Annotated in this window: 19 protein-coding genes; 2 read left to right on the forward strand and 17 right to left on the reverse strand. The window is 44.0% G+C overall.

The genetic code is table 11. The annotated features are described in order from the left end of the window. Window position 1 precedes the first annotated feature (1 nt). The 5 genes from nuoH to FCL54_RS18645 are packed head-to-tail and all read right to left on the reverse strand — an operon-like array spanning window position 2 to window position 4,408. The gene (nuoH, locus tag FCL54_RS18625; RefSeq protein WP_138128444.1) at window positions 2-1,009 is read right to left on the reverse strand and encodes an NADH-quinone oxidoreductase subunit NuoH; all 1,008 of its coding nucleotides are present in this window, start codon (window positions 1,007-1,009) and stop codon (window positions 2-4) included. Continuing rightward, the gene (locus tag FCL54_RS18630; protein WP_138128445.1) at window positions 1,010-2,110 is read right to left on the reverse strand and encodes an NADH-quinone oxidoreductase subunit D; all 1,101 of its coding nucleotides are present in this window, start codon (window positions 2,108-2,110) and stop codon (window positions 1,010-1,012) included. It abuts the gene before it with no gap. A gap of 2 nt (window positions 2,111-2,112) precedes the next feature. After that, window positions 2,113-3,525: an NADH-quinone oxidoreductase subunit C gene (locus FCL54_RS18635; RefSeq protein WP_138128446.1), complete on the reverse strand. Its 1,413-nt coding sequence runs from the start codon at window positions 3,523-3,525 to the stop codon at window positions 2,113-2,115. Further along, window positions 3,525-4,040, reverse strand: a complete 516-nt coding sequence (locus FCL54_RS18640; protein WP_138128447.1) for a NuoB/complex I 20 kDa subunit family protein — start codon at window positions 4,038-4,040, stop codon at window positions 3,525-3,527. Before FCL54_RS18640 ends, FCL54_RS18635 begins: the two co-directional genes overlap by 1 nt. Further along, the gene (locus tag FCL54_RS18645) at window positions 4,031-4,408 is read right to left on the reverse strand and encodes an NADH-quinone oxidoreductase subunit A (protein WP_138128448.1); all 378 of its coding nucleotides are present in this window, start codon (window positions 4,406-4,408) and stop codon (window positions 4,031-4,033) included. The genes FCL54_RS18640 and FCL54_RS18645 overlap by 10 nt, the downstream gene beginning before the upstream one ends. A 256-nt stretch (window positions 4,409-4,664) precedes the next feature. Here FCL54_RS18645 and FCL54_RS18650 point away from each other — a divergent pair, with 256 nt between their 5' ends. Continuing rightward, entirely contained in the window at window positions 4,665-5,240 is a 576-nt protein-coding gene (locus FCL54_RS18650) for a DUF1722 domain-containing protein (protein ID WP_171016925.1), read from the forward strand. A 20-nt stretch (window positions 5,241-5,260) separates the two neighbouring features. Here the strand turns inward: FCL54_RS18650 and FCL54_RS18655 are convergent, their stop codons facing one another. From FCL54_RS18655 to upp, 12 genes are all read right to left on the reverse strand, one after another. After that, window positions 5,261-5,749 carry a hypothetical protein gene (locus tag FCL54_RS18655; RefSeq protein WP_138128450.1) on the reverse strand — a complete coding sequence of 163 codons (489 nt, stop codon included), beginning with the start codon at window positions 5,747-5,749 and terminating at the stop codon, window positions 5,261-5,263. 417 nt (window positions 5,750-6,166) lie between these two features. After that, window positions 6,167-6,568, reverse strand: coding sequence for a F0F1 ATP synthase subunit epsilon (locus FCL54_RS18660; protein WP_138128451.1), 402 nt, complete (start codon window positions 6,566-6,568; stop codon window positions 6,167-6,169). Between the two features lie 211 nt (window positions 6,569-6,779). Next, window positions 6,780-8,192, reverse strand: a complete 1,413-nt coding sequence (gene atpD / locus FCL54_RS18665) for a F0F1 ATP synthase subunit beta (RefSeq protein ID WP_138128452.1) — start codon at window positions 8,190-8,192, stop codon at window positions 6,780-6,782. A gap of 91 nt (window positions 8,193-8,283) precedes the next feature. After that, window positions 8,284-9,144: a F0F1 ATP synthase subunit gamma gene (locus tag FCL54_RS18670; protein WP_138128453.1), complete on the reverse strand. Its 861-nt coding sequence runs from the start codon at window positions 9,142-9,144 to the stop codon at window positions 8,284-8,286. Window positions 9,145-9,200: 56 nt separating this feature from the next. Continuing rightward, window positions 9,201-10,709 (reverse strand): F0F1 ATP synthase subunit alpha, encoded by a 1,509-nt coding sequence (atpA, locus tag FCL54_RS18675; protein WP_138128454.1) that lies wholly within the window; start codon window positions 10,707-10,709, stop codon window positions 9,201-9,203. A 17-nt stretch (window positions 10,710-10,726) separates the two neighbouring features. Continuing rightward, the gene (locus FCL54_RS18680; RefSeq protein ID WP_138128455.1) at window positions 10,727-11,278 is read right to left on the reverse strand and encodes a F0F1 ATP synthase subunit delta; all 552 of its coding nucleotides are present in this window, start codon (window positions 11,276-11,278) and stop codon (window positions 10,727-10,729) included. Beyond that, window positions 11,275-11,802 carry a F0F1 ATP synthase subunit B gene (atpF, locus tag FCL54_RS18685; protein WP_138128456.1) on the reverse strand — a complete coding sequence of 176 codons (528 nt, stop codon included), beginning with the start codon at window positions 11,800-11,802 and terminating at the stop codon, window positions 11,275-11,277. The genes FCL54_RS18680 and atpF overlap by 4 nt, the downstream gene beginning before the upstream one ends. A gap of 135 nt (window positions 11,803-11,937) precedes the next feature. Continuing rightward, window positions 11,938-12,150 carry a F0F1 ATP synthase subunit C gene (gene atpE, locus FCL54_RS18690; protein WP_138128457.1) on the reverse strand — a complete coding sequence of 71 codons (213 nt, stop codon included), beginning with the start codon at window positions 12,148-12,150 and terminating at the stop codon, window positions 11,938-11,940. Between the two features lie 67 nt (window positions 12,151-12,217). After that, a complete protein-coding gene (gene atpB / locus FCL54_RS18695; protein ID WP_138128458.1) occupies window positions 12,218-12,934 on the reverse strand; it encodes a F0F1 ATP synthase subunit A in 717 nt (238 codons plus the stop codon). A 19-nt stretch (window positions 12,935-12,953) separates the two neighbouring features. Continuing rightward, window positions 12,954-13,325, reverse strand: a complete 372-nt coding sequence (locus FCL54_RS18700; protein ID WP_138128459.1) for an ATP synthase subunit I — start codon at window positions 13,323-13,325, stop codon at window positions 12,954-12,956. Beyond that, complete coding sequence (locus FCL54_RS18705; protein WP_138128463.1) at window positions 13,322-13,528, reverse strand: AtpZ/AtpI family protein; 207 nt, start codon at window positions 13,526-13,528, stop codon at window positions 13,322-13,324. Before FCL54_RS18705 ends, FCL54_RS18700 begins: the two co-directional genes overlap by 4 nt. Before the next feature lie 447 nt (window positions 13,529-13,975). Next, complete coding sequence (gene upp / locus FCL54_RS18710) at window positions 13,976-14,605, reverse strand: uracil phosphoribosyltransferase (RefSeq protein ID WP_138128460.1); 630 nt, start codon at window positions 14,603-14,605, stop codon at window positions 13,976-13,978. Window positions 14,606-14,829: 224 nt separating this feature from the next. Here upp and FCL54_RS18715 point away from each other — a divergent pair, with 224 nt between their 5' ends. Continuing rightward, window positions 14,830-15,120: a HesB/YadR/YfhF family protein gene (locus tag FCL54_RS18715; protein ID WP_138128461.1), complete on the forward strand. Its 291-nt coding sequence runs from the start codon at window positions 14,830-14,832 to the stop codon at window positions 15,118-15,120. Window positions 15,121-15,280: the final 160 nt, after the last annotated feature.

Here is a 15,280-nt window from a genome sequence, read left to right on the forward strand (position 1 = left end):
ATTAAAACGAATTGATCAGTTCTTTTATGATGGCTGTGAGGAAAATGTTAGCTAAGGCAAGAGGTAGAAGGACTTTCCAGCCAAATGACATGAGTTGATCGGCGCGGAGACGTGGGAGAGTTCCCCTGATCCAGATCATGATAAAGACGATCAGAATGAATTTTAATGCGAACCAGACGATTCCCGGGATAAAGCCAAGGAACGGGATCGGCTGCCAGCCGCCCAAAAAGAGGACCGTTGTTAAACTGGCCATCGCAAAAAGATAGACATATTCAGCGAGCATAAAGAACGCCCAGCGAAAACCGGAAAATTCTACATGGTATCCGGCAACGAGTTCAGATTCCGCTTCCGGGAGGTCAAAAGGCGTTCGGTTTAACTCTGCGATCGAAGCGATCAAGAAGATGATGAAGGCAACCGGCTGGATAAAGATAAACGCCCAGTTCTCTTGAGCAGCGACAATTTCGTTCAAGTTCAATGATCCAGTTAAAAGCACGACGCCGATGACCGACATGACGAGCGGAATTTCATAGGAAATCATCTGGGCAGCGGAACGCATTCCGCCGAGCAGCGCATACTTGTTATTGGAAGCCCATCCGGCCGTCAATATCCCGATCGTCGTAATGCCCGATATGGCGATATAATATAAAAGGCCGATTCCAAGGTCTGCGAATTTTAGATTTTCACTAAACGGGATAACTACCAGGACAAGGAACGCTGGTGTGAACGCAAGGACAGGTGCGAGAATGAACAACGGACGGTCGGCGAGCTTCGGTATTGTATCTTCTTTAATAAGAAGCTTTAACACATCCGCTACGGTTTGAAGCAATCCCCAGCGTCCTCCGACACGGTTAGGGCCTACCCTCATCTGCATGAAGCCGAGTACTTTCCGCTCAGCAAGAATCGCGTACGTAACAAACCCTAAGATAACCATCAAGAAAGCCGCAGCGATCGTAAAGAACAGGAAGGTATTCATCAAATTCGGCGAAGCTGCAAGCATTTGATCGATCATTTATCCATCCACCTCCCCAAGGACAATATCGACCCCGCCTAGAATGGCGATCAAGTTAGAGATATTTTCACCTTTTAAAAGCTTCGGCAGGATTTGCAGGTTATAAAATGACGGCCTTCGAAATTTTAAACGATACGGTTCCTTTTTTCCTTTGGAAGCGATATAGCAGCCGATCTCTCCTCTTGGTGACTCGATTCGCACATAGGTTTCACCAGCCGGAGGTTTGATGATCCTGGGCACTTTCGCCATTATCTTTCCTTCATCAGGAAACTGTTCCACAGCCTGTTCAATGATTTTAAGCGCTTCTTCGATTTCAGCCATGCGGCATTGATAACGGGACCATGCATCTCCTTCTTCCCTGGCCGGGATATCAAAATCAAACCGGTCATATATCGAGTAAGGTTCATCTTTTCGGAGGTCCCACTTCACACCGGTACAGCGAAGGTTGGCACCGCTAAGGGAATATGCAAGCGCCTCTTCCTTCGTATACTTACCGATGCCTTTTACACGGGCGAGGAAGATTTCATTTCCAGTAACAAGATCATGGTAACCAGCTAGTTGTTCCCGCATATAAGGAACAAAATCTCTTACTTTATCAATCCAGCCTTCTGGAGCGTCCCATTTTACCCCGCCGACTCTCATATAGTTAAATGTTAATCTTCCACCTGAAATTTCATTTAAAAGATTAATTATGACTTCCCTTTCCCGGAAAGCATATAAAAAGGGGCTCATCGCACCGATATCCAATAAATATGTACCAAACCAGACGAGATGGCTTGCGATTCTTCCAAGTTCCATTACCAGCACCCGCAAATATTCTGCCCGCTCCGGAACTTCAAGGTCCATCATCGTCTCTACTGCATGGCAGATCACATAGTTGTTTGTCATTGCTGCAAGGTAATCCATCCGGTCTGTATAAGGGATAATCTGCGTGTATTGCAGGTCCTCGGCAAGCTTTTCCGTACCGCGGTGAAGGTAACCGATCACCGGTGTAGCTTCAACGATTTGTTCTCCGTCTATTTTAAGCACGATTCGGAAAACGCCATGGGTACTCGGATGCTGAGGGCCAACGTTCAATAGCATTTCTTCTGTCCGAATCATCGCTACACCTCCACATCATACTGCTCATAATCTTTGCGAAGCGGATGTCCGACCCAGTCGTCCGGCATCATGATCCGCGTTAAGTTTGGATGTCCTTTAAATGTGATGCCAAGTAAATCATATGCTTCCCGCTCTGGCCAGTTTGCCCCCTCCCATAACGGCGTGACCGAATCAACTGAGGGTTCATCACGGTCGATCTTCACTTTTAGAGAAACTGGCTGGCGGTTCTGGAAGGAATATAGATATAGATAAACTTCCATATGCGTTTCAAAGTCTGAACCATGCAGTTCTGACAAAAAATCAAACGCGAGTTGTTCATTTCGCTTTAAAAATTCTGCTAGTTTATAGAATGTTTCCGGCTTAGCAACTAATGTAGGCACATGCTTTGCCAGTTTGTTAATATAAAAGTCTTCTAAAACTTCCTCGCCAAGATGTTCTTTGATTACCTTGACGTATTTATTTAGCAAAGGCTGGTTTGGTGAAGGTTTCTCCTCTTCTGCTTCCTCCGTTTTACTGCCTTTCGCTCTGGCAGCCGCGGCTGCTTTGGCTTTCGCCTTTGCTGCTGCGATCGCTTTTGCCTTTTCATCATCTGTCGCTCCGCCACCCGCTTGTTCCTTTGCTCTCTTATTAGCAAGGGCTGCTGCCTTTGCTTTTGCTGCTGCAGCGGCTTTGGCTTTTGCATCATCTGCATCATCATCGGAACCAGCCTGAGCTGCTTTTTCCTTTTTCTTTCTTAAGGCCTCAGCTTTCGCTTTGGCTGCCGCTGCGGCTTTCGCCTTCGCTGATGCTGCATCATCGCCAGACTCTGATTCGGCTGCTTGCTCCCTCTCTTTTTTCTTACGGAGAGCTTCCGCTTTCGCTTTGGCAGCGGCTGCAGCTTTCGCCTTGGCGCTCGCTTTATCGTCTCCAACAACTGACTCTACTGCTTGCTCTCTTTCCTTTTTCTTTTTTAACGCTTCTGCCTTTGCTTTTGCGGCCGCAGCTGCTTTTGCCTTTGCAGTAGCCGTATCATCTACTGTATCTGATCCAACTGACTTTTCTGCTTCCCGTTTTTTCCTTAGTTCAGCCGCCCTCGCTTTTGCTTCAGCTGCTGCTCTCGCCTTGGCGTCTTCTTTACTTTCTATTTGCTCATCAGCTTCTGCCAGTTTTTCCTCTTCACGTTTCTTTCTGAGTTCCGCTGCTCTTGCTTTTGCCTCGGCAGCTGCACGGGCCTTTGCATCTTCTTGAGTTTCTTCTTCTGCTTGCCCTGCTTTTACCACCTTCTCCTCTTCACGCTTTTTCTTAAGTTCTGCGGCTTTCGCTTTTGCTTCCGCTACAGCACGGGTCTTTTTCTCAGCAAGCGTTTCAGCATCGTTCGACTCGTTTTCCTCTCCATGTTCGGTTCCGTTGAGGTCTTTGTCCTTTTCATCGCTCATCAGCCAGTCACCTTCTTCCCGGTCTTCGCTTCATAACGAATCTTTTCTTGCAGCTTGTTTATCCCGTAAATAAGCGCAGCAGGATTCGGCGGACAGCCTGGTATGTAAACATCTACAGGAACGATTTGATCCACACCTTTTACAACAGCGTAAGATTTTACATATGGCCCTCCCGCTGTTGCGCAGGAACCCATGGCGATCACCCATTTTGGTTCAGGCATCTGATCGTAAAGCCGCTTTAAAACTGGAGCCATTTTTTTCGTTACAGTTCCTGAGACGATCATGACATCGGACTGGCGGGGGGAAGTCCTAAAAATAGTCCCAAAGCGGTCCAAATCGTAGTGCGATGCACCGCTCCCCATCATTTCGATCGCACAGCAAGCAAGACCAAATGTAAGCGGCCAGAGTGAATTGCTCCTTGCCCATGCTTTTACCTGTTCAAGTGTTGTCACAAATACATTGCGGTTCAGTTCTTCTTGTTCTTCAGGGGTAATATCTTCCAGTCTTAAATCCATGTAAGCACCTTCTTTTTCCAGGCATAGATTAATCCGATGACAAGCATGATCATGAAGATCAGCATTTCTATCAAGGCAAAAATCCCTAACTTATCGTATGCGACAGCCCAGGGATATAGGAAAACGGTTTCAACATCGAAAATGACGAATAGAAGACCAAACATATAGTATCTGACGTTAAATTGGACCCAGCTCTGGTGGAACGGCTCAATGCCGCTTTCGTAGGTGGTTTGTTTTGCAGGAGTCGGTTTGTTGGGACGAAGAAGTTTGCCTGCTGTTAAAGCAACGATTGGAAGCAAAATACCTAGTAACAAGAAAACGAATACAAACAAGTAGCTGTTTTGATACACGTTATATAAGTCTTGCATATGGTTGCCCCCTTTTTAATTAGTGAGGTATTGTATGTAGTATGTGGGTGTCCTGGAGTGAAGTCGAAATTTTTCTCTTGTTCTGTGAAGGGGAGCATTTTTACTCTCCCCTCGATTCTCCTGTACTTAAAGCTTTTTTAGGAAGAGCAAAGATGTGTAGCTTTATGGTCCCTATTTAAAAGACTTAAATATAAAAAACAGAGCAAGTAGGCTTACAGAACTTCTTTAATACAGGCTATTGAATTTTGAAGAGATTATGATTGTTTCTTTATACTTAATATTAAACCTTTTTCAAGAATTTAGGAAGGAGTTGTTAGAAATTTCGCTCAATAATCATTTGGTTAAAGTTCTTGTGGAGAAATTATGGGCAAGAAACAAGTATGATGTTATGGCAAGAGGCTATCACTATTATAAAGATATTAAAGAAATGTTTAGGAATGCTGTAGAAAAAGATCACTATTTGGATATTTTTCGGGAAATAACTTGTGTTAGGAACGAGCCATATCAAAGTCATAATATGCGTAATACATTGGAACATATGTGGGGATATTTTAAGAAGGTTGCTTCTGGTTCGGAAAAAGAGGCATTTTTCAATTTGCTTTCAAGGATGCATAGTTGCCCTGATACATATTTTTCACTTCCTGATGAGGTGGAGAGCGTGATCGCGTTCTTAAATGAAATGCTTGATACGTATCCAAATTCTTATTTATCCCAGTCCCACATACTTAATAAGGGTAAAACTTCGTGGAATACAGTTATTTATAAAAAAGAGCTCTATCGTATAAACGAGGCATTTTTCAGCCTGAATACAGAGCAAATAAAAAAGAGATAGGATTAAGCCTATCTCAGTAATCACTTCTTCTCTAGCTGGTCGATCATTTGTTGAAGCAGGTTGTTTTTTTCACGCAGCAGTTCTAGCACCTTTTCATTCTCTTTTGCAAGTTGCTCAAAGCCCTGCTTTGCTTCTTCTTCGCTGCCATCTCTCCACTGCTGCTTTAAGGCCCGATGCTTCTCTCGCAGTTCAGTGGTTTTTGTTTCAAGATTACTGTTAATTTCTTTTAACTTCTTGTTAGTCTCCGCAAGCTGCTTTTTCTGGGTCACTTCTACTTCTACCATCAGCTCAACTAAGAGGTCCTGTTTAGCATCAATTTCCCGATGAAGTTCCCACATTTCTTTAAAATGTTTATGAGAATGAAGGTATCCTCTTTTCTTTGCCATCTGCTTTTGCTGTCCTTGATTAACTTCAACGTTTTGGTTTGTGTTATCGCCAACAGCAAGTGCAGGATTTACAGCGGTAGTTAGCATTAATGCTGCCGCCAAACATGCTATAACGTTTTTCATCTCTAATTCTCCTTTCAAAACTGTTTTCATACAGGGTTAGTATGGCAGGGTTGGAAAGAACTTATTAGAAATTTTTCTGTGAATAGAATACATATGAGAAGCAGGTGAAAATTAGTGACCGCTGAAGGATTATAGGACATTGAGTCCTCTATTCCATCCAAATTCAACTTTTTCCCGTAAAAGAGGACATCTGTTCCGCTATTTGACCAAATCACTGGTAAAAAGACAGTAATCTTAATGAATAGCGGAACAAATGTCCTAAAAAATTCAAAAATCTTTATTTTAGCCTAAATAGCGGAACAAATGTCCTCAAATACCTCGCTCCTCTCAATAGAGAGCAAACAGCACTATGCTCCACATTCAAATCACACAAAAAAGCACCAGAGGAATATTCCTCTGGTGCTCATTTATGCTTGCTTATCGACCAGCAACTTCCATACGGTTGATTGCTCGGCGCAATGCGAGTTCAGCACGCTTAAAGTCGACGTTTTCCTGCTTCGCTTGCTCCATGCGGCGTTCTGCACGTTCTTTAGCAGCACGCGCACGATCGACATCGATATCGCCAGGAAGCTCGGCAGATTCAGCAAGAATGGTTAATTGCTTTGGTCTTACTTCTACAAACCCACCGCTAACGGCTACCAATTGTGCATCAGAGCCGTTCTTTAAACGAACTGCACTAATGGTAAGAGGGGCAACGAGTGGAATATGGCCAGGCAGGATTCCAAGCTCACCGCTTTGGGCCTTTACACTGACTAATTCCGCTTCCCCTTCATACACCGGGCCGTCAGGGGTGACTACATTGACTTTCAATGTATTCATGTAACCCCTCCTTGGGCTTATTCTCAGTAGGAGCAGGTTTTATAAAGGCAGGCAAACTGCCTTTATACCCACACTTCTTTTATTTTATTAATGTCCAGCTACATGAGCCAAATCCTCGAGTCGTTTCACCTTTCCGACGAACACAAAGAGCGTGTTCTTTCGAAAACCCTCCAACGCTTTTCGGATTTAAACGGGCTCATTCCGCTTTTCCTTACGCCATTTCCTTCGCAGCTTCTACTACTTCTTCGATGCGTCCAACAAGACGGAAAGCATCTTCTGGAAGGTCGTCATGCTTACCATCAAGGATTTCCTGGAATCCTTTGATCGTCTCTTTTACAGGCACATAAGAACCTGGTTGGCCTGTAAACTGTTCCGCAACGTGGAAGTTCTGGGATAGGAAGAACTGGATACGACGAGCACGTGCTACTGTTAGCTTGTCTTCGTCAGAAAGTTCATCCATACCAAGGATCGCGATGATATCTTGAAGCTCTTTATAGCGCTGCAATGTTTGCTGTACTTGACGAGCAATGTTATAGTGCTCCTCACCAACGATTTCAGGTGCCAGTGCACGAGAAGTTGATGCAAGAGGATCCACCGCAGGGTAGATACCCATCTCAGATAGTTTACGCTCAAGGTTTGTTGTTGCATCAAGGTGGGCAAACGTTGTAGCCGGAGCCGGGTCAGTATAGTCATCGGCTGGTACGTAGATCGCCTGGATAGATGTAACGGAACCTTTGTTAGTTGATGTGATACGTTCCTGCAATTGTCCCATTTCAGTAGCAAGTGTCGGCTGGTAACCAACGGCTGATGGCATACGGCCAAGTAGTGCGGATACCTCGGAACCTGCTTGTGTGAAACGGAAAATGTTGTCGATAAACAGCAATACGTCCTGTCCTTGCTCATCACGGAAATATTCCGCCATTGTAAGACCAGTTAACGCAACACGCATACGCGCACCAGGTGGTTCGTTCATCTGACCGAATACCATTGCTGTTTTCTTGATAACGCCAGAGTCACTCATCTCGAAGTATAGGTCGTTACCTTCACGGGTACGCTCACCTACACCTGCGAATACGGAAATACCGCCATGCTCCTGTGCGATGTTGTTGATAAGCTCCTGGATAAGTACGGTTTTACCTACACCCGCACCTCCGAAGAGGCCGATTTTTCCACCTTTTACATAAGGTGCAAGCAAGTCTACAACTTTGATACCTGTTTCAAGGATTTCAGTTTGTGTAGAAAGCTCATCAAACTTTGGTGCTTCACGGTGAATCGGATCGCGACGAACATCCGCTTCAAGCGGCTCGTCAAGGTCGATGTTTTCACCTAATACGTTAAATACACGTCCAAGCGTTACGTCTCCTACCGGTACAGAGATTGGCGCGCCAGTATCGATTGTTTCCATTCCACGAACAACACCGTCAGTGGAACCCATCGCTACTGTACGAACAGTATCATCTCCGAGGTGAAGCGCGACTTCTAGTGTTAAGTCGATTGCTTTTTCGGACTCAGATTGCGCATTATAATTTACTGTAAGGGCGTTGTAGATTTCAGGAAGCTGTCCACTTTCAAACTGAACGTCTACAACCGGACCCATAACTTGAGTAATGCGTCCTTTACTCATCCTTTTCCCTCCTAACTTGCTTTCCGTGCGTTGAAGCGGGAGCATAGCCCCACTTTTTTCAGCACTTTAACAGACTGTTTCATAAAATGTTCTATTCGAGCGCGGCTGCACCGCCGACGATTTCTGTGATTTCCTGTGTGATGGCAGCTTGACGGGCACGGTTATAAGAAAGGTTTAGAGATCCGATCAAGTCGTCCGCATTATCCGTCGCACTTCTCATCGCTGTCATACGGGAAGCATGCTCGGCTGCTTTTGCATCAAGCAATGCACCGTAGATTAGACTTTCAGCATATTGAGGAAGAAGCACTTCAAGAATTTCTTCTTCAGAAGGCTCATACTCGTAGCTGCTCAGCTTGCCTCCCTCAGCACTGATGTCTGTTAATGGAAGAAGCTTTTTCTCCGTTAAATCCTGTTGAATGGCACTTACAAAGTGGTTGTAGTACATGTACAGCTCGTCAAACGTTTCATCTGCATACATTCCTACCGTTCTGGAAGCAATATCTTTGATGTCAGCAAATGACGGCTGGTCAGCAATTCCTACGATACTTTCTACAACAGGCATGTTGCGCTTCTTGAAGAAAGAAAGTCCCACTTTACCAACCACAATAATCGCGTATTCATCTGTTGAATTATGGCGTTCCTGGATCACTTTGTTCACATGGCGAAGAACAGAACTGTTATATGCACCTGCAAGGCCACGGTCTGAAGTGATCACAATGTAACCAGTCTTCTTCACATCACGGCTCACTAGCATCGGATGCTGTGCGCTGGATGTTCCTGATGCGATGCTTGCAACAACTTCTTGCATTTTATTCATATATGGAACAAATGATTTCGCGTTGTTTTCCGCACGGTTCAGCTTTGCAGCGGAAACCATTTGCATCGCTTTCGTAATTTGTTTCGTTTTCTTGGTCGAGGTAATCCTCGATTTTATATCACGTAAAGATGCCACTCGTTTTCACCACCTTTTTGCCAAGCTGGCCACAGCCATAAAAGGCCGTGCCCATCTTATTCAGAAACAGCGAAGCCTTTTTTGAAGTCTTCAATCGCTGCGTTAAAGTCGCCTTCATCCGGAAGTGCTTTTGTTTCAACAATTGTATCAAGAATTTCTTTGCGGTTATGCTCTAACCATGTAAAGAATTCAGATTCAAAACGTTGAATGTCTTCAACTGGGATATCATCTAAGAATCCGCGAGTTAACGCGTAAAGAATCGCAACCTGCTTCTCAACTGCAAGTGGTTTGTGAAGACCCTGTTTAAGAACTTCAACCGTACGAGCACCACGGTTCAGTTTCGCCTGAGTCGCTTTGTCAAGATCAGAACCGAACTGGGCGAATGCTTCTAGTTCACGGTATGAAGCAAGGTCAAGACGAAGTGTACCTGCTACCTTCTTCATCGCTTTAATTTGCGCGGAACCACCTACACGGGATACGGATAGACCTGCGTTGATCGCCGGACGTACACCTGAGAAGAACAAATCAGATTGCAAGAAGATCTGTCCGTCTGTGATAGAGATAACGTTTGTCGGGATATACGCTGATACGTCTCCTGCCTGTGTTTCGATGAAAGGCAGTGCAGTTAATGATCCTGCGCCTTTTGCATCACTAAGTTTTGCCGCACGTTCTAACAAACGGCTGTGCAAGTAGAATACATCCCCTGGATATGCTTCACGGCCTGGAGGACGGCGAAGCAGCAAGGAAAGCTCACGGTATGCAGATGCTTGTTTTGTTAAGTCATCATATACAACTAGTACGTGCTTGCCGTTGTACATGAACTCTTCACCCATTGAAACCCCAGCATATGGTGCAAGGAACTGCAATGGAGCAGGTTCAGATGCTGATGATGTAACAACGATGGAGTAATCTAACGCACCCTGCTGGCGAAGTGTTTCTACTACGCCGCGGACAGTAGATTCTTTTTGTCCGATCGCTACATAGATACAGATCATGTCCTGGTCTTTTTGGTTGATGATCGTATCGATCGCTACAGCTGTTTTACCAGTCTGGCGGTCACCGATGATCAACTCACGCTGTCCGCGTCCGATCGGCACAAGTGCGTCGATCGCTTTGATACCAGTTTGAAGCGGCTCGTGTACGGATTTACGATCCATTACACCAGGCGCTGGACTTTCAATCGGACGAGTTTTGGTTGTGTTGATAGGTCCCTGTCCATCTACAGGTTGTCCTAACGGGTTAACAACACGTCCAAGTAATTCTTCCCCTACAGGTACCTCCATGATACGGCCTGTACGTTTTACTTCGTCTCCTTCACGGATGTCAGTGTATGGTCCTAGGATAATAATACCTACGTTATTTTCCTCAAGGTTTTGCGCCATACCCATAACGCCATTCGAAAATTCAACGAGTTCTCCTGCCATTACGTTATCTAAACCGTGAGCACGAGCGATTCCGTCACCGACCTGGATAACGGTACCGACATCATCAACTTTTATATCAGCTTGATAATTTGCGATTTGCTGTTTTATCAGAGCACTGATTTCTTCAGCTTTGATGCTCATTCATTTCACCCCTATCTCTAGCCTTTAGCAGAAACTAACTGACGTTTCATGCGTTCAAGTTTACCGCTTACGCTGCCATCAAAAATGCGGTTGCCGATACGAACTTTTATACCGCCGATCAAATCTGGATCTACCACATTTTCGATGCTCAGCTTTTCTTTTCCGACACGCTTCGCAAAAACATCAGAGATTCTTGCTTGTTCTTCATCAGACAAAGGATTTACAGAGTAAACCTTTGCTGCTGCAACTCCCTGCTGGTCATTTGCAAGCTTTGTATATTGATCAATAAGTTCAGGAGTAATCTCGATACGGTTGCGGTCTGCAAGAAGCAGCATCGTGTTTCTCACTGTATCGGAAAGCTCGCCAAAACTTGTAAAGATGACTTTCTTTTTTTCGTCTGTTGTAACTTTTGGATGTCTAAAAAACTCCATAAGCTGCGGATTCTTGTTGAATACTTCTTTTACAACCGCTAGCTCGTCTTCTATCTGGGAAACAATCTGGTTCTCATTTGCAAGATCGAAAAGTGCTTCAGCGTAACGTTTCGCTACAACTTCGTATTCTCTGCTCATTTATTTTCGCCTACCTGAGTAAGGTATTCGTTAATAAGTTTCTGCTGATCTTCTTCTTTAAGCTCTTTTTCAACAACTTTTGAAGCGATCATCACAGATAATGAAGCAACTTGCTCGCGCAATGTAGCAACGGCGCTTTCTTTTTCACGTTCGATCTCAGCTAATGCAGCTTCTTTCATACGCTCTGACTCCTGGCGCGCAGCCTGGATGATTTCCTGGCCTTGCTGGTCAGCCATTTTCTTCTGGTTCTCAAGAATTGTATGTGCTTCCTGGCGAACACGTTTCATTTCTTCACGCTGCTCGTTTAGGAAAGCCTCCGCTTCTTTGCGGTTTTTCTCAGCAGTTTCGATTTCATTCGCAATATGCTCTTCACGCTTCTTCATCATGCCCATCAACGGACCAAACGCGAATTTGCTAAGCAACAACATTAAGATGATAAACGCTAGTAACTGGAATATGATATCGCCAGTATTAACTTCAACACCTAGAATACCTGCATTGACTAAATAATGCACAGTGTTCACTCCCTTCAGAGGTCATACATAACGAATGGCGAAGGTTGGTTCCATTTCGAAACTTTCTCCGCCATCATGAAACAAGCCTCAAAGCATATATCTCCGTGTCAAGAAATCTTCGAGGCATTCCTTTAACACGTATGATTATTGTCCGATTACCATAAATGCGATAACTACAGCGATGATAGGCAATGCCTCTACAAGGGCAACCCCGATGAACATAGTTGTTTGAAGCGTACCGCGTAATTCTGGTTGACGAGCAACACCTTCAACTGTACGTCCTACGATAAGACCGTTACCAATACCAGCACCTACTGCCGCTAGACCTACTGCAATTGCAGCTGCGATTAAACCCATTATAAATTTCCTCCTTAAAGATATAAGAATTTTTTATAGTATTAAAAATTAATAACTACCAATAACATTAATGGTCGTCAGCCACTTTATGGGCCATGTAAACCATTGTTAACATCGTGAAAATGAACGCCTGAATGGCTCCGACAAAGATACTGAATCCCTGCCATACCATCATAGGAATAAAGGCTCCGATGGCACCAAGCGCGCCACTCGTTCCTAGACCTGCAAGCAATCCTAAAAGGATTTCCCCCGCGAAAATATTTCCGTAAAGACGAAGACCAAGCGTTAATGTGTTCGCGAACTCTTCAATGATCTTAAATGGAAACATAAAACTGAACGGAGCTACAAAGCCTTTCCCGTATTCTTTGACACCTTTCATCCTAACCCCGTAATAATGAGTCAAGACGACGATCATCGTTGCAAGCGTCAACGTAATCGTTGGGTCTGCGGTTGGAGATTTCCACCATAAGTTTTCATGTTCGCCGAGTGACACAGCAAACGGCAACCCTAACATGTTGGAAACGAAAATGTACATGAGGAGCGTCATACCTAGTGTTAAAAAACGTCCTCCACTTTTCCAGTCCATTGTACTTCCAATGATTCCTTTAACAAAGTCCATCACCCATTCCATGAAATTTTGCATTCCGGTAGGGCGCATTGCTAGAGAACGAGTTCCGATTACTGCAATGATAAATACAATAACGGAGGCGATCGTGATCATGAGGACGTTTGAAAGATTGAAAGTTAGACCTAGAAAGTCAACTAAAGGAGCATGATGTTCCAACTGCTTCTCACCTCTCTTCCTATTTAAAGCGTAAAGTTTGAAGGATTGAATCTATGAGAATGATAATGTAGGTTACCATCAACCCAATTACCACACTTACCAGATGGAATGATTCCGGGTATCTCATGGCTATTGCCACTGCCAGTGCAGCCAGCGCAAGCCTGGTTAGAGAACCAAGTGATTTTGCCTTTTTACCCTCTACAGCAGCCTGTCCAACTCGATTTACTTTTCGATACGTACTGAAAAGATTGATCAAACTGAATACTGTGCCGAGGATAAGCCCGAGGAAAACAGATTTGTAAGAGGTAACCCCCCACCCCATTACAAACAACGCAAGTACATAGAGGGTGTATTGTGAATAACGTCTTATCATTTGTGAGTACTCTGTCATGTGTTATCGTCTCCTGAGTCATCGCCACTGAATGTATGTATAAGACGTAGCATCCCAAAGATACCTGCTGCAAGTCCAAGTAAGAGGCCAAGGATTAAAAAGAGTGGAAACGTGTCGAAAAAGCTATCGATCCACTTTCCGGCAAAGATGCCAACCAGTATCGAACCCACCAGATAAGACAATATTGCCGTATAGAGTGCCATCGCTTTCACAGCGAGCGCCCCTTTTCTTAGATATTGAAAAAAGCATCTGCACTTTTTTCGAAACGGGAATTCAGGCTAAAAAAAGGAATCTGAAAACCTTATCACTATACCCTTTGTAAGAATACAATAGGCATTAGTTGATGTCAATGTGTTTCCGGCAAATGTTGTGATTTATGTCACAAATAAAATCGAGCCAAAGAAGCCCTAAATCCCTTGCCATAAAAGCGTTTTCAGGTTCTTCCTCAGTAAACCTATCATAATTGTTATAAAATCTCTCCCAGTTTTGACGAAAATTGTCACTGTTTATTCACATCTTTTAACTTTTTCAAAGGGGTAAAAAAACCTCCCCGTTTCATAAACAGGAAGGCTTTTTATCCAGCGGTTAAGTGCTCTATTTTCAGCATGCAGAATGAAGCTGGAAATAGATTTCACCGTTTCACACTATGCTTATTTGGTGCCGAACAAACGGTCACCAGCGTCACCGAGTCCAGGGATGATATATCCTTTTTCGTTTAGCTTTTCATCAAGGGCAGCAATATAAATATCAACGTCAGGGTGTGCTTCCTGAAGCAAAGACACGCCTTCTGGAGCCGCGATCAGGCACATCATCTTAATATTTTTCACCCCGCGATTTTTAAGAGAGTTGATTGCTTCTACTGCAGATCCACCGGTCGCAAGCATCGGGTCGATCACAATGAATTCTCTTTCTTCCACGTCGGCAGGCAGCTTTACATAGTATTCCACAGGTTTTAGCGTTTCAGGATCACGATATAGGCCAACATGTCCAACCTTAGCAGCAGGAATCAGTTTAAGAATCCCGTCTACCATGCCAAGGCCCGCGCGCAAAATCGGTACAAGTCCAAGTTTTTTCCCTGAGATGACTTTGGATGTTGTTTCCATGATCGGTGTTTGTACCTTAACATCTTCAAGCGGAAGATCTCTGGTAATTTCAAACGCCATTAGTGCAGCTACCTCGTCTGTAAGTTCGCGAAAATCTTTCGTACCGGTATTCACGTCACGTATATACGTTAATTTATGCTGGATCAACGGATGATCGAACACGTAAACTCTTCCCATGCTTATCTCCCCTTTAAAAACGTTAATATAATCATTTCATTCTTTAATTCGGCATACTTCTTCGCAATTGTACAGAAAAAAGGGCTTCACTTCAAGCAATTACCCAATGAAAGAATTGTCCGAACTTTCTTCATCTACAAGTTCAAAAACCTTTGTGAAATGTGACCAATCCAACAGAATTTCAACTCTTGTTTTTGTATCGTAATCCATAAGGGGGTTCCATTATGAAACTATCTGTTGCAAAGGAAGCATTAAACTGGTTTGAAAACGAATATAAACAGGATACCGGCATTTTGTACGTCAGGCTCTTCCCACAATACGGAGGGTTCGGCAGCAAACAGAAAGGATATGCGGTAGGATTTTCTATCGATGTGCCGGATGATCCTGGAGAGGAATGGAGCGTTGGGCCACTTAGGTTTTTTTATGAGAAGAATGATGAGTGGTATTTTGGGGATTCCCAACTTGCTATCAATGTTAATAAAAGCTTTGATGAGATATTTTTTTCTTTCGACTAAAAAAGAGGCTGGGACAAAACCCAGTAAATTAAACTTAAAGTGGTCCGCATCTTCGATGCGGACCACTTTTTTTTATTGTTTCTTTTGTTTTCATAAGAAAATAGGGACAACCTCTGATAAAATTAAAGTAACCACACCATAACCATCGGAGGTGTCCCTA

The sequence above is a fragment of the Exobacillus caeni genome (assembly GCF_005747095.1).
GTDB classification, from domain to species: domain Bacteria; phylum Bacillota; class Bacilli; order Bacillales; family Guptibacillaceae; genus Exobacillus; species Exobacillus caeni.